The organism is Azospirillum melinis, assembly GCF_013340935.1.
Taxonomy (GTDB): Bacteria; Pseudomonadota; Alphaproteobacteria; order Azospirillales; family Azospirillaceae; genus Azospirillum; species Azospirillum melinis.
This window is the reverse complement of record NZ_WHOS01000012.1, coordinates 36,799-59,095: the sequence shown is the minus strand read 5'-3', so window position 1 is coordinate 59,095 and position 22,297 is coordinate 36,799. Positions and strand designations below refer to the sequence as shown.

Annotated in this window: 19 protein-coding genes; 9 read left to right on the top strand and 10 right to left on the bottom strand. The window is 67.8% G+C overall.

The features are described 5' to 3' along the window. Positions 1 to 444 precede the first annotated feature (444 nt). Positions 445 to 4,191 carry a trifunctional transcriptional regulator/proline dehydrogenase/L-glutamate gamma-semialdehyde dehydrogenase gene (putA, locus tag GBZ48_RS11475; protein WP_209798365.1) on the top strand — a complete coding sequence of 1,249 codons (3,747 nt, stop codon included), beginning with the start codon at positions 445 to 447 and terminating at the stop codon, positions 4,189 to 4,191. Here the strand turns inward: putA and GBZ48_RS11470 are convergent. From GBZ48_RS11470 to GBZ48_RS11460, 3 genes are read right to left on the bottom strand one after another with little or no spacing between them, the layout of a single operon-like run. Then, positions 4,181 to 5,071, bottom strand: a complete 891-nt coding sequence (locus GBZ48_RS11470) for a helix-turn-helix domain-containing protein (protein ID WP_174471167.1) — start codon at positions 5,069 to 5,071, stop codon at positions 4,181 to 4,183. The genes putA and GBZ48_RS11470 overlap by 11 nt on opposite strands. Positions 5,072 to 5,112: 41 nt before the next feature. Continuing rightward, positions 5,113 to 5,928 (bottom strand): alpha/beta fold hydrolase, encoded by an 816-nt coding sequence (locus GBZ48_RS11465; protein WP_174471166.1) that lies wholly within the window; start codon positions 5,926 to 5,928, stop codon positions 5,113 to 5,115. Between the two features lie 28 nt (positions 5,929 to 5,956). Next, positions 5,957 to 6,349 carry a nuclear transport factor 2 family protein gene (locus tag GBZ48_RS11460; RefSeq protein WP_174471165.1) on the bottom strand — a complete coding sequence of 131 codons (393 nt, stop codon included), beginning with the start codon at positions 6,347 to 6,349 and terminating at the stop codon, positions 5,957 to 5,959. 207 nt (positions 6,350 to 6,556) lie between these two features. Here GBZ48_RS11460 and GBZ48_RS11455 point away from each other — a divergent pair, with 207 nt between their 5' ends. Then, positions 6,557 to 7,702: an MFS transporter gene (locus GBZ48_RS11455; protein WP_174471164.1), complete on the top strand. Its 1,146-nt coding sequence runs from the start codon at positions 6,557 to 6,559 to the stop codon at positions 7,700 to 7,702. Between the two features lie 14 nt (positions 7,703 to 7,716). On the opposite strand, the gene GBZ48_RS11450 is transcribed toward GBZ48_RS11455, so the two are convergent. After that, positions 7,717 to 7,944 carry a hypothetical protein gene (locus GBZ48_RS11450; protein ID WP_174471163.1) on the bottom strand — a complete coding sequence of 76 codons (228 nt, stop codon included), beginning with the start codon at positions 7,942 to 7,944 and terminating at the stop codon, positions 7,717 to 7,719. A 153-nt stretch (positions 7,945 to 8,097) separates the two neighbouring features. Continuing rightward, entirely contained in the window at positions 8,098 to 9,381 is a 1,284-nt protein-coding gene (locus tag GBZ48_RS11445; protein ID WP_174471162.1) for a family 4 glycosyl hydrolase, read from the bottom strand. Positions 9,382 to 9,590: 209 nt separating this feature from the next. Between GBZ48_RS11445 and GBZ48_RS11440 the strand changes: the two genes are divergently transcribed. The 3 genes from GBZ48_RS11440 (at position 9,591) to GBZ48_RS11430 (ending at position 13,733) form a co-directional block, all read left to right on the top strand. Beyond that, positions 9,591 to 10,955, top strand: coding sequence for a GH1 family beta-glucosidase (locus tag GBZ48_RS11440; protein ID WP_174471161.1), 1,365 nt, complete (start codon positions 9,591 to 9,593; stop codon positions 10,953 to 10,955). A gap of 102 nt (positions 10,956 to 11,057) precedes the next feature. Beyond that, on the top strand, positions 11,058 to 12,911 hold the full coding sequence (locus tag GBZ48_RS11435) for an ABC transporter ATP-binding protein/permease (protein ID WP_246307140.1): 1,854 nt from the start codon (positions 11,058 to 11,060) through the stop codon (positions 12,909 to 12,911). Positions 12,912 to 13,031: 120 nt separating this feature from the next. Further along, positions 13,032 to 13,733 carry a Crp/Fnr family transcriptional regulator gene (locus GBZ48_RS11430; protein ID WP_425485988.1) on the top strand — a complete coding sequence of 234 codons (702 nt, stop codon included), beginning with the start codon at positions 13,032 to 13,034 and terminating at the stop codon, positions 13,731 to 13,733. Between the two features lie 148 nt (positions 13,734 to 13,881). Here GBZ48_RS11430 and GBZ48_RS11425 read toward each other — a convergent pair whose 3' ends face one another. The 4 genes from GBZ48_RS11425 to GBZ48_RS11410 all read right to left on the bottom strand — a co-directional run bounded on the left by GBZ48_RS11425 (position 13,882) and on the right by GBZ48_RS11410 (position 17,905). Then, complete coding sequence (locus GBZ48_RS11425; protein ID WP_246307138.1) at positions 13,882 to 14,916, bottom strand: potassium channel family protein; 1,035 nt, start codon at positions 14,914 to 14,916, stop codon at positions 13,882 to 13,884. Positions 14,917 to 15,154: 238 nt separating this feature from the next. Further along, positions 15,155 to 16,561 carry an alginate export family protein gene (locus GBZ48_RS11420; protein ID WP_174471158.1) on the bottom strand — a complete coding sequence of 469 codons (1,407 nt, stop codon included), beginning with the start codon at positions 16,559 to 16,561 and terminating at the stop codon, positions 15,155 to 15,157. 159 nt (positions 16,562 to 16,720) lie between these two features. Further along, positions 16,721 to 17,587, bottom strand: a complete 867-nt coding sequence (locus GBZ48_RS11415; RefSeq protein WP_174471157.1) for a 3-hydroxybutyryl-CoA dehydrogenase — start codon at positions 17,585 to 17,587, stop codon at positions 16,721 to 16,723. 54 nt (positions 17,588 to 17,641) lie between these two features. After that, a complete protein-coding gene (locus tag GBZ48_RS11410) occupies positions 17,642 to 17,905 on the bottom strand; it encodes a hypothetical protein (protein WP_174471156.1) in 264 nt (87 codons plus the stop codon). Between the two features lie 12 nt (positions 17,906 to 17,917). Between GBZ48_RS11410 and GBZ48_RS11405 the strand changes: the two genes are divergently transcribed. From GBZ48_RS11405 to GBZ48_RS11395, 3 genes are read left to right on the top strand one after another with little or no spacing between them, the layout of a single operon-like run. Beyond that, positions 17,918 to 18,928, top strand: a complete 1,011-nt coding sequence (locus GBZ48_RS11405; protein WP_174471155.1) for an ABC transporter substrate-binding protein — start codon at positions 17,918 to 17,920, stop codon at positions 18,926 to 18,928. Positions 18,929 to 18,956: 28 nt separating this feature from the next. After that, the gene (locus GBZ48_RS11400) at positions 18,957 to 19,790 is read left to right on the top strand and encodes an ABC transporter permease (protein WP_174471154.1); all 834 of its coding nucleotides are present in this window, start codon (positions 18,957 to 18,959) and stop codon (positions 19,788 to 19,790) included. Positions 19,791 to 19,815: 25 nt separating this feature from the next. Further along, a complete protein-coding gene (locus GBZ48_RS11395) occupies positions 19,816 to 20,661 on the top strand; it encodes an ABC transporter ATP-binding protein (RefSeq protein ID WP_211105721.1) in 846 nt (281 codons plus the stop codon). 58 nt (positions 20,662 to 20,719) lie between these two features. Here GBZ48_RS11395 and GBZ48_RS11390 read toward each other — a convergent pair whose 3' ends face one another. Then, positions 20,720 to 21,634: a LysR family transcriptional regulator gene (locus GBZ48_RS11390; protein ID WP_174471153.1), complete on the bottom strand. Its 915-nt coding sequence runs from the start codon at positions 21,632 to 21,634 to the stop codon at positions 20,720 to 20,722. Between the two features lie 200 nt (positions 21,635 to 21,834). Here GBZ48_RS11390 and GBZ48_RS11385 point away from each other — a divergent pair, with 200 nt between their 5' ends. Then, positions 21,835 to 22,296 (top strand): (2Fe-2S)-binding protein, encoded by a 462-nt coding sequence (locus GBZ48_RS11385; protein WP_109448342.1) that lies wholly within the window; start codon positions 21,835 to 21,837, stop codon positions 22,294 to 22,296. Position 22,297: the final 1 nt, after the last annotated feature.

The window sequence follows — 22,297 nt, the reverse complement described above, 5'->3', positions numbered from 1 at the left end:
TGTCCGTTGGGTCCTTCCAGCCCCCGCCGGGCAAGGGCAGCGCAAATCCCGGCGCATCAGGCTTCAGGCGCGATGGCATGGGGCGCGGCCGTTCGGGCGCTTGCCCAGGAATCCCATCAAATCTTCCGGAATGAACCCAAAAATCCACGATGACTATCGGAGATGTGGCCGCATATCCGAATTTTATTCCGCAAAAACTGAATTGCCCGAAGAGCGCTCTCAAAAACAGGCAAGATGTTCTGACATTTTGCCGCATAACCCATCATATATTCCGTTTAAATGCACGAATCCGGAATTTTATATGGAGAAACGCCATAAATACCAGATGGAAAGGATCCTGGAAAATCGGTTAGCCTGACAGGCGTTGGACCGGCTTCACCGACTGCCGGACACGGGCTTTTCGAAGCCGCCGCCCCAAGCCCCCCGACCAGAGCCAGCCACGCGATGAACCAGATGATCGACCCGAGCGCCGCCCCCGCTTCCGAGCCGTCCCTCTCCAGCGGGGCCCTGACCACCGGGGGCGCCCCCTTCGCCGCCTTCGCCCCCGTCGTTCGTCCGGCCAGCCCGCTGCGTCAGGCGATCACCGCCGCCTACCGCCGGCCGGAGCCGGACTGCGTGGCGTGGCTGGTGGAGCAGGCGGCGCTGCCGGCGGAGGTGACGGATGCTGCGGCCCGGACCGCGCGCACGCTGATCTCGGCCTTGCGCGCCAAGCCGCAGGGGCGCGGGGTGGAGGGGCTGATCCACGAATACAGCCTGTCGAGCCAGGAGGGCGTGGCGCTGATGTGTCTGGCGGAGGCGCTGCTGCGCATCCCCGACCGCGCCACCCGCGACGCGCTGATCCGCGACAAGATCGCCGGCGGCGACTGGCGTGCCCATCTCGGCAACAGCCCGTCGCTGTTCGTCAACGCCGCGACCTGGGGGCTGCTGGTCACCGGCAAGGTGACGGGCGTGCTGGGCACCGGCTTCGGCGGCGAGCAGGCGCTATCGTCGGCGCTGACCAAGCTGATCCTGCGCGGCGGCGAGCCGCTGATCCGCCGTGGCGTCGATTTCGCCATGCGGATGATGGGCGAGCAGTTCGTCACCGGCCAGACCATCGACGAGGCGCTGTCCAACAGCCGCAAGATGGAGGCCGAGGGCTTCCGCTATTCCTACGACATGCTGGGCGAGGCGGCGACCACCGCCGCCGACGCCGACCGCTATTACGCCGACTATGAGACGGCGATCCACGCCATCGGCAAGGCCTCGGCCGGGCGCGGCATCTATGACGGCCCTGGCATCTCGATCAAGCTGTCGGCCCTGCACCCGCGCTATTCGCGCGCCCAGTCTGAGCGCGTGATGGCGGAACTGCTGCCGCGCGTCACCGAACTGGCCCGGCTGGCCCGCAGCTACGACATCGGCCTGAACATCGACGCCGAGGAGGCCGACCGGCTGGAACTGTCGCTCGACCTGCTGGAAGCGCTGTGCTTCGATCCGGACCTGAAGGGCTGGAACGGCATCGGCTTCGTCGTCCAGGCCTATGGCAAGCGCTGCCCCTATGTCATCGACTTCGTCGTCGATCTGGCCCGGCGCAGCGGCCACCGGCTGATGGTCCGTCTGGTCAAGGGCGCGTATTGGGACAGCGAAATCAAGCGCGCCCAGGTCGACGGGCTGGAGGATTTCCCGGTCTACACCCGCAAGCTGCACACCGACGTGTCCTATGTCGCCTGCGCCCGCCGGCTGCTGGGCGCCCCCGATGCGGTGTTCCCGCAGTTCGCCACCCACAACGCCCAGACGCTGGCGACCATCTACCAGATGGCCGACCACCTGAACGGCGCGTTCAAGGTCGGCCAGTACGAGTTCCAGTGCCTGCACGGCATGGGCGAGCCGCTCTACAAGGAGGTGGTCGGCCCGCTGAAGCGGCCCTGCCGCGTCTATGCCCCGGTCGGCACCCACGAGACGCTGCTGGCCTATCTGGTCCGCCGCCTGCTGGAGAACGGCGCCAACAGCTCCTTCGTCAACCGCATCGCCGACAAGAGCGTGTCGATCGACGATCTGGTCGCCGACCCGGTGGCGCTCGCCCGTGCAACATTGCCCGTGGGCGCCAAAAACCCGCTGATCTCCCTGCCGGCCGATCTCTACGGGGCGGAGCGGGCGAACTCCGCCGGTCTCGACCTGTCGAACGAGACGGTTCTGGCCGACCTGTCCGTCGCCTTGCGTAACAGCGCCACCGTCGCCTGGACCGCCGCCCCGCTGCTGGCTGACGGCGAACGCCAGGGCAAGGCCCAGCCGGTGCTGAACCCGGCCGACCATCGCGACGTCGTCGGGCGGTGCATCGAGGCCGGCCCCACCGACATCGCCGACGCCTTCCTGTTCGCCGAGGCCGCCGCCCCGGTCTGGGCGGCCACCCCGCCGGCCGAGCGCGCCGCCTGCCTGTTCCGCGCCGCCGACACGATGCAGGCGCGCCTGCCGACCCTGCTCGGCCTGATCATCCGCGAAGCCGGCAAGTCCACCGCCAACGCCATCGCCGAGGTGCGCGAGGCCATCGATTTCCTGCGCTATTACGGCGCCAGGGTCCGCGACGGCTTCGCCAACGACACCCATTTGCCGCTGGGGCCGGTGGTCTGCATCAGCCCGTGGAACTTCCCGCTCGCCATCTTCTCCGGTCAGGTCGCCGCGGCGCTGGCCGCCGGCAACCCGGTGCTGGCCAAGCCGGCGGAGGAAACCCCGCTGGTCGCGGCGGAGGCCGTGCGCATCCTGCATGCCGCCGGCGTGCCCGCCGGTGCGGTCCAGCTTCTGCCCGGTGCCGGCGAAGTCGGTGCCGCCCTGGTCGGCCATGCCGGCACCCGGGCGGTGATGTTCACCGGCTCCACCGAAGTGGCCCGCCTGATCCAGCGCCAGCTGGCCGAGCGCCTGTCGCCGCAGGGCGCGCCGATCCCGCTGATCGCCGAGACCGGCGGCCAGAACGCCATGATCGTCGACAGCTCCGCCCTGGCGGAGCAGGTGGTCGGCGACGTGATCGCCTCGGCCTTCGACAGTGCGGGGCAGCGCTGCTCGGCCCTGCGCATCCTCTGCCTGCAGGAGGATGTCGCCGACCGCACGCTGACCATGCTGAAGGGCGCGATGCGCGAACTGCGCATCGGCAGCCCCGACCGGCTGGCCGTCGATGTCGGCCCGGTCATCACGGCGGAGGCGCGCGACGGCATAACCCGCCACATCGAGGCGATGAAGGCCAAAGGCCGCCGGGTCGAGTCCCTGCCGCTGTCGGCGGAGACCGCCAACGGCACCTTCGTCGCGCCGACCATCGTCGAGATCGACGGAATCGCGGATCTGGAGCGCGAGGTGTTCGGCCCGGTCCTGCACGTCCTGCGCTTCCGCCGCGACGATCTGGACCGACTGGTCGATGCCATCAACGGTACCGGCTATGGCCTGACCTTCGGCCTGCACACCCGCATCGACGCCACCATCGACCGGGTGACGAGCCGGATCGAGGCCGGCAACCTGTACGTCAATCGCAACACCATCGGCGCGGTGGTCGGCGTACAGCCCTTCGGTGGCCACGGCCTGTCCGGCACCGGCCCGAAGGCCGGCGGCCCGCTGTACCTGTCGCGCCTGCTGTCCGTACGTCCGTCGCTGGACCTGGGTATGCGTGGCGACGACGCCGTACGTGCGCCGGCCCATGCGCTTGCCGATTGGCTGGCCGATCAGGGCAAGGCGGAGATCGCCACCGACATCCGGTCGCTGGCGAAGCGCTCTCTCGTCGGCGGCAGCGTCGAACTGGCCGGTCCGGTGGGTGAAAGCAACGTCTACAGCCTGATCCCGCGCGGCCGCATCCTGCTGCTGCCGCAGACGGAAGAGGGGCTGTACCGTCTGCTGGGCGCCGCACTCGCCGCCGGCAACGAGGTGGTGGTCGATGGCGACGGCGCCGTCACCGCCGGCCTGACCGGTCTGCCGGCGGAGCTTGCTGCCCTTGTCCGGGTGAGCGCGAACTGGACGGGGTTCGGGCCGCTGGCCGGTGCGCTGGTGGAGGGCGACTCCGCCCGCCTGCTGGCCGCCAACCGCCGCATCGCCGAGTTGCCCGGCCCCCTCGTCCTGACCCAGGGCGTTCCGGCCGGCGGCGAGGGGGTGGAGATCGCCTGGCTGATGAACGAGCGCTCCCTCAGTGTCAACACCACCGCGGCAGGCGGCAACGCCAGCCTCGTGGCTATGAGCTGAGAGCGGGAGGGGGCTTTCCCCTCTCCCCCTGGGGAGAGGGGATTTCGGCAAGAGCCCCGCGCAACCTTTCCGCCGTTTCGGCATCCGCCGGGAAGAAGGCCTCGATCGCCAGTTCCGACAGGGTCACGTCCACTGCCGTCCCGAAAACCGTGGTCGTGCTGAACAGGTTCAGCAGACCGAAGGATGTGTGCAGCCGCAGTGGCACCACCACGTCGGGATGATGCCCGGCCTCGCTGCCACCCGCCGAACCGGACGCCGGTGCCGGGTAGCCCTGCAGTTCGCTGCGCAGGGCGACCAGAACCGGGTCGGCGCCCGCCTCGATCTGGCGGGTCAGGCGGGACAGCACATGCTCCCGCCACTGCGACCAGTTGCCGATGCGCCCGGCCAGCCCGCCGGGATGCAGGCTGAGGCGCAGGACATTGATCGGCCCGGCCAGCAACTCCGCCGACACCCCCTCCAGCAGCGGCGCCACCGCCCGGTTCGCTGCCAGCAGGTGCCAATGTCGGTCCACGGCCAGTGCCGGGAAGGGCTCGTGCCCGGTCAGCACCAGATCGACCGCCTTGCGCGCCGCCTGCATCGCCGGGCTGTCGAGGCTGTGCTCGCTGTAGACCGGGGCGAAGCCGGCGGCGACCAGCAGGGCGTTGCGCTCGCGCAGGGGCACGTCCAGCCGTTCGGCCAGGTGGATCAGCATGCCGCGGCTGGGCTGCGACCGGCCGGTCTCCAGAAAGCTGACATGCCGGGTCGAGATGTCCGCCTCGCAGGCGAGGTCGAGCTGGCTGAGGCCGCGGCGCTGGCGCCAGGACCGCAGCAAGGCACCGACTGGGGGCGGGGCCGGAGCCCGGCCGTTTCGCGCGGCGGTCTGGGGAGTACCATCGGGCATGGGACTTGGCTCCGAACCGGTGATGCCGCCTATGGTTGCCGTCATCCGCGGGCGAAGGCCAGCAGTTCCGCGTTGAAGTGGTCGCGGTGGGTGATGAACAGGCCGTGCGGCGCCCCTTCGTAGAAGGACAGCCTGGCGTTCGGCATCAGCGCCACCGTGCGCTCGGCGAGCGCCAGCGGCGTCGTCACGTCGCGGTCGCCATGGACGACCAGCGTCGGCACGGCGATGGCCGGCAGCTCCGCCCGGAAATCGGTGGAGGTGATGGCGCGGTTGCACTCCAGCAGGGCCATCAGCGAGGATTGCAGCGCCATGCCGGTGATCCAGCCCTTCATCTCTGCCGAGGTCTCCCCGTTCACGAAGGGGTCGATGTTGTCGCCGAGCCATTTCGGGAAGTCGCGCAGCAACTGCTCCGTCCGGAAGGCTTCGAACAGCGCCGGATCGACCCCGTCGGGATTGTCGCCGGTCCGCGCCATCAGCGGCGTGATGGTCCCGACCATCACCACCCCCTTGACCCGCCCGTCACCGTGCCGGGTCAAATAGCGCACGATCTCGCCCGTCGCCATCGAATGGCCGACCAGCGTCACCTCCCGCAAATCCAGCCCGTCCAGCAGTGCCGCGATGTCGTCCGCCAGCCGGTCGAACCCGTAGCCGGACGGCGATTCGTCCGACCTGCCGTGGCCGCGGCGGTCGAAAGCGATGCAGCGGCACCCCTGTTCGGACAGCGGCGCCATCTGATAGGCCCAGGCGTCGGAGGTCAGCGACCAGCTCGACACGAAGACGATGGGGTGGCTGCCGTCCTGCTTGCCCCAGTCGCGGTAGAACAGGCGCACGCCGTCGTCGGTGTGGATGACGCTCATGATCGATCTCCCTGCAAAAAACTTCCGGTCAAGCCGTCGGCACTTGGTCGAGGAAGCCGGTGACGCTGCGCAGCCGGCCATCTGCCGCCAGCAGGGCGAAGTCAGTGCCGCGGGCGAGCGGCTCGCCAGCGACCGGATCGCCATTGGCCGGCCCCAGCGCCCAGGAGAAGCGCAGCCGGTCATTGTGAGCGTCCACCGTACCCAGCAGGCTGAAGCGCAGGCCGGGGAATTGCCGCTGCACGGCATCGATCAGGGCGTCCAACCCGTCATGGCCGCTCGCCCCCGCCAGTGGGTCGAGATAGCTGGCGTCCTCGCTCCAGCCCTGAGCGATCAGGGCGCGGCGGCGTTGCGGGTCGGTCTCGTTCCAGGCGGCGATGTAGAGGTCGGCGATTGCGGCGGGGGTGGTGGTCGCGTTGGTCATCGTCAGGTCCTTTTCTCTGTCCGCCGGATCGTCCCGGCGAACCCAGAATTGCCCGATGGCGGGAGCTGAATCGATTACGTGCCAGGTAATGCCGTACGCGAACGATCCTGCGGCAGGCGCATGCCTGCCATCACCGCCGCACTGCGGTACGCAGGTGCGCGATCCGGTTAAGGTCCTGCACCGTCACCGCTGCCGTTCGGATCCTCGATGCGCCTGATCTTCCTGCTCGGCCTTGCCGGCTTCGCCAGCGCCTTCTCCCTGCGCACCACCGATCCGATGCTGACGCTGATCGCCGACGATCTCGACGTGACCGTGCGGCAGGCGGCGCTGCTGGCCTCGGCCTATACGCTGCCCTACGCGCTGATGCAGATCGTGCTGGGACCGGTGGGCGACGCCATCGGCAAGTCGCGTCTGGTCCGGCTGGCGCTGTCGGTCCTGACGGTCGGTCTGGTGCTGTCCACCATTGCGCCGACCTACGGCACGGTGATGGCCGGGCGCATCCTGGCCGGTGCGTTCGCCGGCGGCATCATCCCCGCCTCCATGGCGCTGATCGGCGACCGGGTTCCCTATGAGGAGCGGCAGATCGCCATCAGCCGTTTCCTGCTGGCGGTGATCCTCGGGCAGATGTCGGGCTCCGCCGTGTCGGGCGCGCTGGCCGAGGCCTTCGGCTGGCGCGCGGTGTTCGGCCTGTCCGCCGGCCTGACCGCGCTGATCTGCGCCTCCGCCCTGATCGGGCTGGCGCGGGAGGTCGAGACGCGCTCGCCCCTGTCGGTGGCGGAGGCGCAGCGGCGCTATGCCACCGTGCTGACCAACCCGGCCTCGCTGTTCGTCTTCGCCACGGTGGCGGCGGAAGGGCTGCTGATCTTCGGCGTCTTCCCCTTCGTGGCGCCGGTGCTGATCGAACATGGCGCGGCCGGCGCCTTCCAGGCCGGGCTGACCATCGCCGCCTTCGCCATCGGCGGCGTCGTCTACAGCGCCGTGGTGCGGCGGCTGATCGCCTCGCTCGGCCAATGGGGCATGATGAAGGCCGGCGGGCTGGCGGCCGGTCTGGCCTATCTGGTCATCGCCTTCCCGGTGCCCTGGCCGGTGGTCAGCCTCGCCTTCCTGGTCGCCGGCTTCGGCTTCTACATGCTGCACAACACCATGCAGACCCAGGCGACGGAGTTGGCGCCGACCGCCCGCGGGTCGGCGCTGGCCCTGTTCGCGTCCAGCTTCTTCATCGGCCAGGGCATCGGCCCGGTGCTGTATGGCTACATCTCCACCCACACCGGCTTCGGGCCGCTGTTCCTCGGCGTCGGCGCCCTGACCGCCGGGCTGGGCTTCGCCTCGGCCCGGCTGATCCGGCGCCGGTGAGCGCGCGTTCCGACTTAGCGGGCCAAGAGGATCTTGTATCCTTTTTCATGCATGCATTTGGTGAGATAGCTGCCGAGCGAGACGACCGGAGTGCTGAGTTCGCAGTCGGCAAGGTCGCGATTGTATTTGACGATATCGACGCCTTCCATATCGACAATCGGAGCCTCAGCCTTGGTCACGCAGCCGGCGAGAATGGTCAAGGCGACTGGAGCGGACAGGGCAAGAAGAACCAAGCGAGTCATGAAGTCTTTTTTCCTTTTTCCGGAATTTCGATGCGAAGGGCGTCGTTGCGGCAACTTGCCCGATGCCTTGGATCAGAGCGCGACAAACGCAGCGATGCAAGAACAAGTTGATCGCCTGCCTCCATGAACCCCTCAGGGTTATAGTGTTGCCCGTCACAGGCAGGACCGGATGTAAGGCCGGTTCGCCTCCCACAGCTCGTCCAGGATGGCGGCGGCTGCCGTGCTGGAGTTGATGACGGGGTCGATCAGCAGGGCCTGGAGCGCCAGTTCCTTCGACCCGTGCAGCGCTGCTTCCACCGACAATTGCTGCACGTTGGCCTGGACCGACAGCAGCTTCAGGATGCCGTCGGGCAGCCGGCCGAGCGACACCGGGTGGACGCCCGCGGCGTCGGCCACCAGCGGCACCTCGACCGCCAGCTCGTCGGGCAGGCCGGGAATGACGCCACGGTTGATGACGATGCCGCTTTCGATGAAGCGCTTCTGGTTGTGCAGCTGGCCGGCGATCACCGCCACCGCCCGCTCGCCCCAGGACGGCCTGGTCCAGTCGTCTGGGATCGGCCGACTGCCGTCGATGACGCCGTCCATCAGGTCGCGCAGGATGACGCGACCCTCTTCATCGTGGCGGAAGTCGAAGCCGTGCTCCCCGGCTTCCCAGCCATAGGGCAGGAATTCGCCGGTGTGGTCGTCGCTGGGGGTGACCCACAGGCCGAAGGCGTGGAACAGGCGGCGCGCCAGCGGGGTGAAGGACGGGTCGTGCGCCGCCTCCCGCTCGCGCAGCAGCGGGTAGAGATCGCGGCCCGTCGCCTTCTCGCGGATTGCGGTCAGCCATTGGAAATGGTTCAGCCCGGCGCCCCATACATCGACCTCCTTCTCGGCCATCCCCAGGATCTGGCAGACGAACCAGCGCGCCAGGAAGATGCCGTGGCAGAGCCCCAGCGTCCGCACAGCGGTGCAGCGCGACAGACCCAGAACAATGCGGCTTTCCGGGTTCGACAAATTGATGAACAGGGCGTCCGGGCAGATCGCCTCGACGTCGCGGGCGATGTCGACGATCAGCGGCAGGGTGCGGAGCGTGAAGAACAGCCCGCCGGGTCCGCCATTCTCGCCCAGCGTGTGGCGGATGCCGTGCTTTTTCGGCACCTCGAAATCCAGCTTCCACAGCCGGTTGCGGTCGATGGCGATGGCGCACAGCACGAAGCCGGCACCCTGGAGGGCGGCCTTGCGGTCGGTGGTCTTCTCGATGGTGATGCCGGCGTTCCCCTGGCGGTTCAGCACCCCGGCCAGCGCCGCCATTCGGTCGAGCGCGTCGGCGTTGGTGTCGACCAGCGTCAGGGTGCTGCCGGCCAGCTCGGTGGTGGAGAACAGATCCTGGAACAGGCTGAGCCCGAAGGCGGCGCTGCCGGCGCCGATGAAGACGATTTTGGTGGTGTTTGGCATGGGTGGTTTCCTCCGCAAAGGAAGCGGCCGGCCGCCGTCTTTTGGGATCAGGCTACGCCGTTCGGGCAGGTCCGCACAGTGCCCGTTTGCAGCCACCTGTGGCTGCGCCACCGCGTCGCGCCCCGAGCGTCCGCATGCTTGCCCCATGGCGGAGCAGGCCCGGCTGGGGCATGCTGGGGAAAACGGACCGTCCCTGTGGGAGGATAAAGATGGACAGCTTCAGCCAGCCCGTGTCCCAGGCCGCCGACGCCAAGCCGCTGAGTTTCCCGCCGGATTTCCGCTGGGGTGCGTCGACCGCCGCCTACCAGATCGAAGGGGCGGTGACGGCCGACGGGCGCGGGACTTGCGTGTGGGACACATTCACCGCTGATGGACGCATCATGGACGGCAGCAGCGCCGCCGTCGCCTGCGACCATTATCACCGCTACCCGGAAGACATCGCGCTGATGAAGGCCGCGGGCTTCGACAGCTACCGCTTCTCCATCGCCTGGCCGCGCATCCTGCCGACGGGAACCGGGGCGGTGGAGACGCGCGGACTCGACTTCTACGACCGGCTGGTCGACAGCCTGCTGGAGGCCGGCATCACGCCGATGGCCTGCCTCTACCATTGGGACCTGCCGCAGCCGCTGGAGGATGCCGGCGGCTGGCAGGGGCGGGAGATCGTCGGCCCCTTCGCCGACTATGCCCGCATCGTCACCGCCCGGCTGGCCGACCGGGTCAAGAGCTGGATGATGCTGAACGAGCCGAACGTGGTCGCCATCTTCGGCTATGGCGTGGGCGAGCACGCCCCCGGCCACAGGCTGGGCGAACAGGGCATCCTGCGCGCCCTGCACCACCAGAATCTGGCGCAGGGCGCGGCCTTGCGCGCCATCGCGGCGGAGCGGTCCGGCCTGACGCTGGGCACCGTCCTCAACCTTCAGCCGAGCGTTCCCGACAGCGACCGGCCGGAGGATGTCGCCGCCGCCGCCCGCTGGGACGCGGTGTGGAACCGGGTGACGCTGGACGGGCTGATGCGCGGGCAGATCCCGGCGCTGCTCGCCGATAAGATGGCGGAGTTCGTGCTGCCCGGCGACGAGGAGGCGATCCGCCACCCCATCGACCTGCTGGGCATCAACTACTACTCCCGCATGACGATGAAGCATGAGGAGGGGCGGCCCTTCGCTGTCGGCTGGGGCGAGGCCCAGTGCCGGCGCTGGACCGGCATGGCCTGGCCGGTGCAGCCGGAGGGGCTCTACGACCTGCTGAGCGAACTCCGCACCGATTACGGCAATCCCGCCGTCTTCATCGCGGAGAACGGCTGCGCCTATGACGACGTGGTGACGCCGGACGGCCAGATCCACGATGCCGAGCGGGTGCTCTACTACCGCGAGCATCTGGAATCGGTGGCCCAGGCGTTGGCCGACGGCTGCAACGTCAAGGGCTATCTGTGCTGGAGCCTGCTGGACAATTTCGAATGGGCCTTCGGCCTGTCGAAGCGCTTCGGCATCGTGCGGGTCGATTACGACACGCTGGAACGCACGCCCAAGGACAGCTACCGCTTCCTCGCCGAGGTGGTGAGAACCGGGAGACTTTAACCGTTCTTTCGCCGCTGCCCCTGTACTTTCGGCCTGTCACACCCTATTCGTCAGTTATACGGATGGTGAAGGATTGAGGGCGCAAGCCCCGGGATGGGCGGCATGACCGGCAAGACAGGCGGCGGGAAGGGCAGTGAGCCCGGCGACAAGGCTGGCCACAGGGACGGCGACGGGGATCGCGACACGTCCGGCGGAAACACGCCCGGCTTCGCCCGCCGCTTCCTGAGCCTGGCGGGCGGCTACTGGCACGGACGCTCGCGGGTGACCGTATGGGCGCTGACCGTGGCGCTGGTCGTGCTGACGGTCGGGCAGGTCTCGGTCCCCGTCCTGATCAACCTGTGGAGCGAGCGGCTGTTCGACGCGCTCGAACAGCGCTCCATGGACCGTTTCCTGACCATGATCGGTCTGGTCGGGCTGATCATCCTCTACAACATCGTCATCGTCGTGCTGCATCTGCGGGTGAAGCGCCGTCTCCAGATGGGCTGGCGCGACTGGCTGACCCGCAAGCTGCTGGAGGACTGGCTGCGCCGCGGCCGTCACCACCAGATCGCCTATATGCCGGGCGAGCACGACAACCCCGACGGCCGCATCGCCGAGGACATCCGCATCACGGCGGAGATGGCCATCGACCTCGGCCATTCGCTGACCTATTGCGCGCTGCTGCTGATCAGCTTCACCAACATCCTGTGGATGCTGTCCGGCACCCTGTCGGTCACGCTGCTGGGGATGGAACTGGCGGTGCCGGGCCATCTGCTGTTCGTGGCGCTGCTCTATGCCGCGGTGGGCACCACCATCGCCATGCTGATCGGCCAGCCGCTGGTCAACGCGGTCAACCGGCGCCAGGGCTACGAGGCCGACTTCCGCTTCGCGCTGGCCCGCATCCGCGAGAACGGCCAGACCATCGCCCTGCTGCATGGCGAATCGGCGGAGCGCGGACACCTTGCCGGCCTGTTCGGCGGGGTGGTGCGGGGCTGGAACGGCCAGACCCGCGCGCTCAGCCACATGATGGTGTTCAGCGCCAGCTATTCCGTGCTGTCCGCCGCCTTTCCGATCCTGGTCGCCGCCCCGCGCTACATCGTCGGCACCATTTCGCTGGGCGTGCTGATGCAGACGGCGCAGGCCTTCCAGCAGACGGTCGGCGCCCTGTCCTGGCCCATCGACAATCTGCCGCGCGTCGCCGAATGGCGGGCGTCGGTGGAGCGCGTGCTGAACCTGCACGACGCGCTGGTGCGGCTGGACCGCAATGTCTGCGACGTGCCGGACGGCCACATCCAGGTGGTGCGCTCCGACGATCACGACACGCTGACCTTCCGCGGCGTCGCCATCGATGAGCCGAACGGCACGGCGGTCGTCCATCCCTTCGACCTGGAGGTGCGGCCGGGCGACCGCGTGCTGATCGGCGGCGACGCGACGGCGACCATCCGCCTGTTCCGCGCCGTGGCCGGCGTCTGGCCCTGGGGGCGCGGGCTGATCACCCTGCCGGCCCACACCCGCGTCTTCTTCATGCCCGAACGCCCCTATCTGCCCCATGCCAGCCTGCGCGCGGTCCTGGCCTATCCCGGTACCGCGGCGTCGGTCGGCGACGACAAGGCGGCCGGTGCGCTGGTCAGCGTCGGGCTGCCCGACCTCGTCGGCCGACTGGACAGCATCGACCATTGGGACGAGGTGCTGTCGGTGCCCGAGCGCCAGCGGCTGGGCTTCGCCCGGCTGCTGATCCGCCGCCCCGACTGGATCTTCCTGGAGGACGCGACCGACAGCCTCGATCCCCCGGCGGAGGAGGAGCTTCTGTCGCTGATGGAGCGCGAACTGCCGCACGCCACCCTGCTGACCATCGGCCACCATGCCGGGCTGGCCGCCCACCACGGCCGCAAGCTGGTGCTGGAGCGCACCAACGGCGCCGTCACGCTGCGCGAGGAGGCGCGGCCGATCCGGCCGATGGAGGAGAGCGCGGCGTAAGGCCGTCCCCGGAACCTTGGAACCCGTCCGAAAAGCTGCCACACTGCGCGGCGGACACCTTATCTTACCCACAGCATCGCCGCCTCCCGAGAATCGCCCCGCATCACCATGGACATGAGCGTGAAGAAGACCAGCGTCAACGCCGCATGGCGGGGGCTGGCGAACTGCCGGGGGTGCGGCATCCGGGACTCGGCACTGTTCGCCGACCTGACGGAACCGGATTTCAACCTGATCCATCTGCCCATCGACGAGATGACGGTGGCGCCGGGGGCGGCGCTCTACCATGTCGGCGACGAGCCGGCGGCGCTCTACACCGTGCGCGGCGGGCTGGTGAAGCTGGTGCAGTATCTGCCGAACGGCGGCCAGCGCATCGTCCGGCTGCTGCGCACCGGCGACACCGCCGGGCTGGAGGCGGCGCTGGGCGAGCCCTACCGCCATACCGCCATCGCCATCCATCCGGTCCTGACCTGCCGCATCCCGCGCGCGGTGATCCAGCGCCTGTCGGAGGAGACGCAGCACCTGCATCAGCAGCTGATGCGCCGCTGGCATCAGGCGGTGGAGCGGGCCGACGCCTTTCTGGTCGAACTCGGCACCGGCAGCGCGCGGGCGCGGGTCGCCCGGCTGTTCCTGACCCTGGTCGACGACCGGGGCGAGTGCGACTTCTTCGGTCGGGAGGATGTCGGCGCCGTGCTGGGCATCACCACCGAGACCGCCAGCCGCGTCGTCGCCGAACTGAAACGGCAGGGCCTGCTGGAGGAACTGCGGCCCAACCGCTTCCGCTGCGACGTGACCGCCCTGCGCGACTTGGCGGACGGGCCGTAGCCCGGGTCCCCAGGTCCGTAGCCCAGGTCCGTCGCATCCGAAGAGAGTGTTATTGACGCAAAGCCCTTCTCCCCTTGCGGGGCGGGATCGGCCAAACGCCAACGTCGTTTTGCCGATGCGCGCATTGGGATTCATTTGTGTGAATGATTTAGCCCCCGGGGGGAGAGGGGGTCTTTGCGTCGGTGGGCGTGCTGATGATCAGCAGGGTGTCCTGCGGCTGGATGATGTAGCGGTTGCGCTCGGTGAAGGGAATGTCGCGGCCGTGGCTGTGGACCTGCACCACCATGCCGGCGGTGACCTCCGCCATAGTCAGGCCGACCTCGTCCGGCTCCGCCCGGCGTTCGCTGAGCACCATCTGCCCGCCGGCCGACATCAGGTCGCACAGGAAGGGGGTTGCGTAGCGCGTCTCCACCGCATCGGCCATCAGGTAGCCGCCGATCTTGGGCGGCGACACCACCAGATCGGCGCCGCTGAGGTTGGCGAGCTTGATGTTCTCCTCCTGCTTGATGTTCGCCACGATCTTGGTGGCGGCGGACAGGTGGCGCACGGTCAGGATCACCAGGATGGTGGTGTCGTCGCGCCCGGTGCTGACGATCACCGCCTTCGCCTTGCCGACACAGGCGTTCTTCAGCGTCTCCTCGCTGGTGCCGTCGCCAAGCAGGCCGACGAAGCCGCAGTCGGCTGCCAACTGGATGCGGTCCTCCGATTCGTCGATGACGACGATATGGTCGGCGGGATGGCCCTTCGAAACGGTCTCCTGCGCGGCGATGAAGCCGCTGTGCCCGAAGCCGCACAGTACGATGTGGCCCTGCAGCTGCTTCTGAATGCGGCTCAACCGGAATTCCTCCACGATCCTCTGCACCACCAGCTCATAGGCGGTGCCGAGAAAGATGAACCAGATGAAGATGCGGATCGGCGTGACGGCGAAGGCGTCGATCAGCCGGGCGGTGTGGCTGACCGGTACGATGTCGCCATAACCGACGGTGGTCACCGTGATCATGGCGAAGTAGAGGATGTCGGGAAAGCTGATGTGATTGTCGATCTGGTCCTTCAGACCGTCGCGGTCGAACCAGAACACCGCGATGACCAGGGCGATCAGGGCGGCGACGATCCCGACGCGCAGCAGCAGGGTCTTTTCCGCCGACAGTCCGGAGCGGACATGGAGAAGCCGCCCCTGGCGCAAGGACGGCTTGCTCCGTCTTCTATCCTGTATTCGCCGATCCACCGTATCCCGCATCCGCCGTCGATCCGACGGGACTTGTCGAAAGCCCCGATTGTCTGAACGTAAGAGATCGCCGTCCGGCTGCAAGGCTTGCGCTTTAGAGTGTGATCGCTTCAAGCGGAATCGCTTGAAGCGTGAATCACACGGAAACCCAAAAGCTTGGAATCAGTCTGGTGCTTCCTGAAGCACCAGACTGATTCTAGAATTTGAACACCGCTTCCATCCCGGCGAAATGGATGGTCTTGGCCGGGCCGCTGTCCTTCAGGAAGGAACCCGGCTGGAACAGAGAATAGGAGATCAGCCCCTCGAAGGAGCGGCCGGAGCTGTAGGACAGCACCAGTTCGCCCTGCGTGCCGACATAGCGCGCCTTCGACGCCGAACCGGACCGCAGCAGCCCGCCGGTCAGGTCGTAGACGCCGTCGTCCAGGCTTTCCCGCCAGAAGGCGATGGCGGAGGCCGACAGGCTGAACGCGTCGGACAGGGCGAGGTCCAGCGACGGATGCAGGTTCATCAGGTTGAACGGGCCGATGGGCGTCAGTTCGCCGAAATACTTGGCGCGCGGGAACAGCGGGTTGAAGGTCTCCAGCCGGTCGTCGCGGGGGTTGCCGTCGCCGCTGGCGATGTTGGCCTTCAGGCCGAGCCGGGGTTGCAACGGCAGGTCCGTGAAGCGATAGCCGCTGTCGGTGGCGAACGACCAGGCCCGGATCGACCCGCTGCCGAAACGGCCGAACTGGCCCATCGCTTCCCAGTTCCAGTCCCAGCCGTCGGCCTTGCCGAAGCTGCGCAGGCCGAGCGTGTGGCGCAGCTCGTTCGCCCTGCCGGCATCGAAGCCGGCGCGGCGGTTGCGATAGCCGATGTAATAGGCGTCCAGCCCAGCGCTGCCGCCCCAACCCAGATCGAGCGGACGGGTGGCATAGAGCCCCCAGGCGGAGCGCTTGGCGTCGCGACCGTCGTCGAACAGCTCCGGCGTCGGCTGGACCGGACGGCCGAAGAAGGCGTCGACCCGCCAGGGGCCGGCGGTGACGATGCCCTTCACCGCGTCGAAGGCGCGCGGGACGTTGGCGCCGTAGCGGATGGAGATCAGCCGTTCCGAGCCATAGGCCAGCATCTGACGGCCGACGCGCAGCGTGCCCTGGGCCTCGCCCAGCGGGGCGTTCAGATCGGCGAAGCCCTGCATCAGGTCGATGCGGTCGGCATCGGGCGGCGCCAGCGGGTCCAGCTTGCCCACTGCGTCGGCCATGATCAGCTGGCCGAACAGGCGCAGGCTTTCCCCCACGCGCAGGTCGGCGTAGGGCAGGGCGCGCCACAGCCCGTAGGCGTCGTTGCGCGGCTCGTCCTGGCCCCAGCCGCTGTTGCGGATCGCCTCGCCGCGCAGGCGCAGCTCCAGCCCGGTGGAGAGCGAGGCGAAACCGTCCGGCGTGACCGGGATGGCCTTGAACCGCTCCCAAGAGGCGCCGGACCGCGCCTCGGGCGACAGGAGGTAGCGGTAATCCTCGTCATAGCGGGTGTTGGTCAGGGGCGGCGGTGGATTTGTCGATTGGGCCGCATAGGCCGGACCGATCCACAGCAAAAGGGCGACCGCCGCCGCGCGAAGGCGGGCCGTCATGGGGCATCTCCGTGATGGCGCTGGACTGCACCGATCCTATGGCGATGCCCGGCCGGGTGATTGCTCCATCCGAACCGCTTTTGACGGTTCTGCGCACCCGCTTCCCGGCTTGGCCGGATTTGGCAGGGAGGGCGCCTGGGCCCTCCCTCGCCGCAGCAGTTACTTGCTGTAGTCGTAGAAGCCGCGGCCGGTCTTGCGGCCGAGGTAGCCGGCGTCGACCATCTCCTTCAGCAGCGGGGCCGGGCGGTACTTCGGATCGTTGAAGCCTTCGTAGAAGACCTCCATCACCGACAGCATGGTGTCCAGACCGATCAGGTCGGCCAGCGCCAACGGGCCGATCGGGTGGTTGCAGCCCGCCTTCATGCCGGCGTCGATGTCCTCGGCGGTGGCGATGCCTTCCTGGAGCGCGAAGATCGCCTCGTTGATCATCGGGCAGAGGATGCGGTTGACGGCGAAGCCGGGGCTGTTCTTGGCGGTGATCGGCGACTTGCCGACGCGCTTGGCGAAGGCCATCGCCTTGGCGTGGGTGTCGTCGCTGGTCTGGATGCCGCGGATGATCTCCAGCAGCGCCATCAGCGGCACCGGGTTGAAGAAGTGCAGGCCGATGAAGCGGTCCGGACAGTCGGTGGCCGTCGCCAGCTTGGTGATGGAGATCGAGGAGGTGTTGGTGGCGACCAGCGCTTCCGGCTTCAGGGTGGCGCAGAGATCCTTCAGGATCTTGACCTTGAGGTCTTCGTTCTCGGTCGCGGCCTCGATCACCAGATCGCAGGTGGCGAGCTTCGACTTGTCGGTGGTGGCGGTGATGCGCGCGACGGCGGCCTCGCGGTCGGCGGCGGTCATCTTCTCCTTCTTGACCAGACGGTCCAGGCTGCCGCCGACGGTCGACAGGCCGCGCTGCACCGCCTCTTCGGAGATGTCGGTCATGACCACCGTCAGGCCGGCGACGGCGCAGACCTGGGCGATGCCGTTGCCCATCTGTCCGGCGCCGATGACGCCGATCGTTTCGATCCCCATGCTCTCGGCCATGTTTCTTGTCCCTATCGGTTAAGCGTATGCGTTGGTTCGCAGATGCAGCATCTTCTACACGCTTTTTCGTTGCGCTGCGATGACTTGTCGTAAGGGGCAACAGCGGCTTTCGCCCGGCGCGGCGACCTGCCGCAGGTCCGGGTGTCGGCGGAAATCCGCCTGCCCGTACAACGCCATCGGCGGATTTCCGCCGATGCGGGCCATGACGCCGAAGGCCGGCTCCAGGCTTTTCAACTGTTTGCGCGACGAACTGACAATGGCACGCCCCTTGCTCTCTTCCAGGCCAACCGCGGCGACGGGCCGCGGATCAAGCCCCATGGGAGAGACACGATGCTCCGGAAGACTCTGCTCGCCGCCACCGCCTTCGCTGCCGCGGCACTCGCTGCCCACGGCGCCTCGGCTGCCGATCTGGTCCGACTCGGCAACCTGAAATTCGCCCATTACGGGGCGGTTTCCTACATGAAGGAGATTGCCGGCAAGTACGACCTGAAGATTGAGGAGCGGGTCTTCCCCAAGGGCATCGACATCCTGCCGGCCATCGTCGCCGGCGAGATCGACGTGGCCGCCAGCGCGGTGGACGCCGCCATCGCCGGCCGTGCGTCGGGCGTGCCGATCTATGCGGTGGCCGGCTTCGCCAAGGGCGGGGCGCGCATCGTCGCCAAGCCGGATGCCGGCATCAGGAGCGTCGCCGACCTGAAGGGCAAGAAGGTCGCCACCCCGCGCGGCGGTGCCCAGGAACTGATCCTGCTGGCCGAGCTGGCGAAGCATGGGCTGAGCTGGTCCGACCGTTCCGGCAAGGACGTGCAGATCGTCTACATGGCCTACGCCGACATGAATCAGGCCCTGCTGGCCGGCAGCATCGACGCCATGTCGCAGTCCGAACCGCAGTCGAGCCAGGCCATCAACAAGGGCTTCGGCGTCGAGGTGGTGAAGCCCTACGACACCGAACTGGGCGAGCCGGTGCGGTCGCTGGTCATCACCGAGGACTTCTACAAGAAGAAGCCCGACGTCGCCCAGCGTCTGGTCAACTGCTTCGTCGAGGCGACGGCGACCTTCATCGCCAACCCCGATCTGGCCGAGAAGTATGTCCGCGAACAGATGTTCAAGGGCCAGATCTCCAGCCAGGACTTCCGGGATGCGATCGGCAATTCGCCCTACAGCTACGACCTGTCGGTCCATCACGTCCAGGTCACGACCGACATGATGCAGAAGTTCGGCGTCGGCCGCATGGACAACCCGCCGAAGGCCGCCGACTGGGTGAAGCTGGATTTGCTGGAAAAGGCGAAGGCGACCAAGGCCGCGGCGAATGACGCCGGCACCGGCACCGTGAAGGCGAACTGAGCCCCACCCAGCGGAAGGAGGACGTTCCATGTCCCAAGCCAAGCCCCGTTTCTCGCCCGCGGCCCTGCTGCGCGGCTCCCTGGTGCCGGTCCTAGTGATCGCGCTGTGGCAGATCCTGTCCACGTCCGGCCTGATCAACCCGGTGGTGCTGCCGTCGCCGGTGCAGGTGGTCGTGCGCTGGTGGGCCTATCTGCTGCCGACCGAAGCCTACGATCCGGCGCAGTCCAGCTGGATCCTGTGGGCGCTGTCGGGCGAGATGCTGTTCGATGCCTGGTCCAGCCTGTACCGCGTGGTGCTGGGCTTCGCCGTCGGCGCCGGGCTGGCGCTTCCGCTGGGGCTCGCCATGGGCGGCAACCCGCGCATCTACGCGCTGTTCGACCCGCTGATGCAGGTGCTGCGGCCGATCCCGCCCATCGCCTACATCCCGCTGGCGATCCTGTGGTTCGGGCTGGGCAACGCGCCGGCGGTGTTCCTGATCGCCATCGGCGCCTTCTTCCCGGTTCTGATGAACACCATCGCCGGGGTCCGCCATGTCGACGGCATCTATCTGCGCGCCGCCCGCAACCTGGGCGCCGGCAAGCTGACCATGTTCGTCCGCGTCATCCTGCCGGCCGCCACCCCCTACATCCTGGCCGGCGCGCGGATCGGCATCGGCACCGCCTTCATCGTCGTGATCGTGTCGGAGATGATCGCCGTCAACTCCGGCCTCGGCTTCCGCATCCTGGAAGCGCGCGAGTTCATGTGGTCCGACAAGATCATCGCCGGGATGTTCACCATCGGCCTCCTGGGCCTCGCCATCGACATCGGCATGAACCGCCTGAACAACCACCTGCTGCGCTGGCACCGCGGTCTTGAGAATTGATGGGGAGGGAATGGAGATGACGCCCATGCTGAGGACCGTTGCCGACACCGCACCCGTCGCCCCCGTCGCCGACGCGGCGCCCGTGCAGATCCAGGTGCGCGGAGTGGAGAAGACTTTCGCGATCGGGGCGCAGAAGATCGTTGCCTTGCAGAACATCGATCTCGACATCCGCAAGGGCGAGTTCGTCTGCCTGCTCGGCCCATCGGGCTGCGGCAAGTCCACGCTGCTGAACGCGGTGGCCGGGTTCCAGCCGCCGACGAAGGGCACCGTCACCGTCGATGGCCGCATCATCACCGAGCCCGGTCCCGACCGTGGCATGGTGTTCCAGGAATATGCCCTGTTCCCCTGGATGACGGTGGCGCAGAACGTCGCCTTCGGCCTGGAGATCAAGGGGATGTCCAAGGCGGAGATCGCGGAGAAGGTGGAGTGGCTGCTGCAGAAGCTGCACCTGCAGGACTTCCGCAACCGCTTTCCGAAGGATCTGTCCGGCGGCATGCGTCAGCGCGTCGCCATCGCCCGCGTGCTGGCGCTCGACAGTCCGATCCTGCTGATGGACGAGCCGTTCGGCGCGCTCGACGCCCTGACCCGCCGCACGCTTCAGGACGAGCTGCTGCGCATCTGGGAGGAGGTCGGCAAGACCATCCTGTTCGTCACCCACTCCATCGAGGAGAGCATCTATCTGGCCGACCGCATCATCGTGATGACCTACCGGCCGGGCACCATCAAGCGCGATGTCGTCGTCGACATGCCCCGCCCGCGCGACGGCTCCGCCCCGGAGTTCAACCGCCTGAAGCGCGAGCTGTCCCAGATGGTGATGGAGGAGCAGCAGCGCTTCAGCCAGGACGAAATCCGCTCCGTCACCGCGGATTGACGGGAAGAGGTTCAAGCGGACAGGAAGGGGCGCCCCGCCGTGGGCGCCCTTTCTTATGTCAGAGCTTCGCCGCCTCTTCGCTCAGGCGCTGGCGCAGCCAGCCATGCGAGGGGGAGCCGGTGTTGCGGCGGTGCCAGATCATCGACATCTCGTAGTCGCCGATGTCGAAGGGCAGCGGGCTGGTGGCCAGCCCCAGCGCGTCGGCGTACAGACGGGCCAGCCGGGCGGGCAGCGAGGTCAGCATCGGCACCTGCATCAGGATCATCGGGATCGCCAGGAACTGGGTGGTCGAGGCGGCGACCCGCCGGCTGGTGCCGAGTGCCGCCAGCTCCTCGTCGATGAAGCTGGTCATCCCGCCGCGCAGCGACGGCATCAGGTGCGGATAGCGGGTGTAGTCCTCCAGCCCGATCGGCGGGGTGACCGGCACGAGTTTCGGATTGTACAGACAGGCATGGGTTTCCCGATAGAGCACCTGCCCGTCGTGCCAGCGCCGCAGGTCCGGCAGATAGCCGATGGCGAGATCGAGGGTGCCGTCGTCCAGCGCGTTCAGCATGGCGTCGGGGTCGAGGTTGAGCAGCGACACCGACACGCGCAGATTGCCTTCCGCCGCATCGCGCAGGATGCCGGTCAGCAGGACCGCCTGCATGGAATCGGTGGTGGAGATGGTGAAATTCCGCTCCTCCCGCTGGGGATCGAAATCCTCCTCCGCCGACAGGGCGCGGGCGGCGCCGACCAGCAGGTCGCGCAGGGGTTCGGCCAGACGCTGGGCACGCGGCGTCGGCTCCATCCGGTTGCCGGTCCGCACGAACAGCGGGTCGCCCACCAGCGTGCGCAGCCGGCCCAGCGCGTGGCTGACCGCCGACTGGCTGACGCCCAGCGCGTCGGCCGCACGGGAAACGTTGCGGGTTTCCAGCAGCGCGTCGAACACCTTGATCAGGTTGAGGTCGAGCGCCGGGTTATGAATTGCTTTCATGACGATATGAACCAAAGCGTTCTAGTTCATTGTGCACTGGACGGTGTATTCTGTCTAGCCAGCGCTGATCCAACAGCCATCAATCAAAAAACCATATTCCGTAGCCAACGCCCACAACCGGGCAGCGGACCTGTCGTCGTCCTCCCTCAGATCGTCGGGGCAGGCCGGCGGTTCCGTTCAGGGAGAAAGAGGCAAGAGCCATGGTTCGCATCAACGTCAACGGCGAGGAGCGTCAGGTCGACGTTCCCGAGGACATGCCGCTCCTGTGGGTTCTGCGGGACGAGCTGAACATGACCGGCACCAAGTTCGGCTGCGGCATCGCCCAGTGCGGCGCCTGCACCGTCCATGTCGACGGCACGCCGACCCGCGCCTGCCAGACCCCGGTCGGCATGCTGACGCCGGACAGCAAGATCACCACCATCGAAGGCGTTAAGGGCAAGGCCGCCCAGGCCGTCCAGGCGGCGTGGCAGAAGCTGGACGTCGTCCAGTGCGGCTATTGCCAGTCGGGCCAGATCATGAGCGCCGTAGCACTCCTGACCGACAACCAGAACCCGACCGACCAGGACATCGACGCGGCGATGGACGGCAATGTCTGCCGCTGCGCCACCTATGTCCGCATCCGCGCGGCGATCAAGGATGCCGCCCAGACGATGAGGGCCTGAT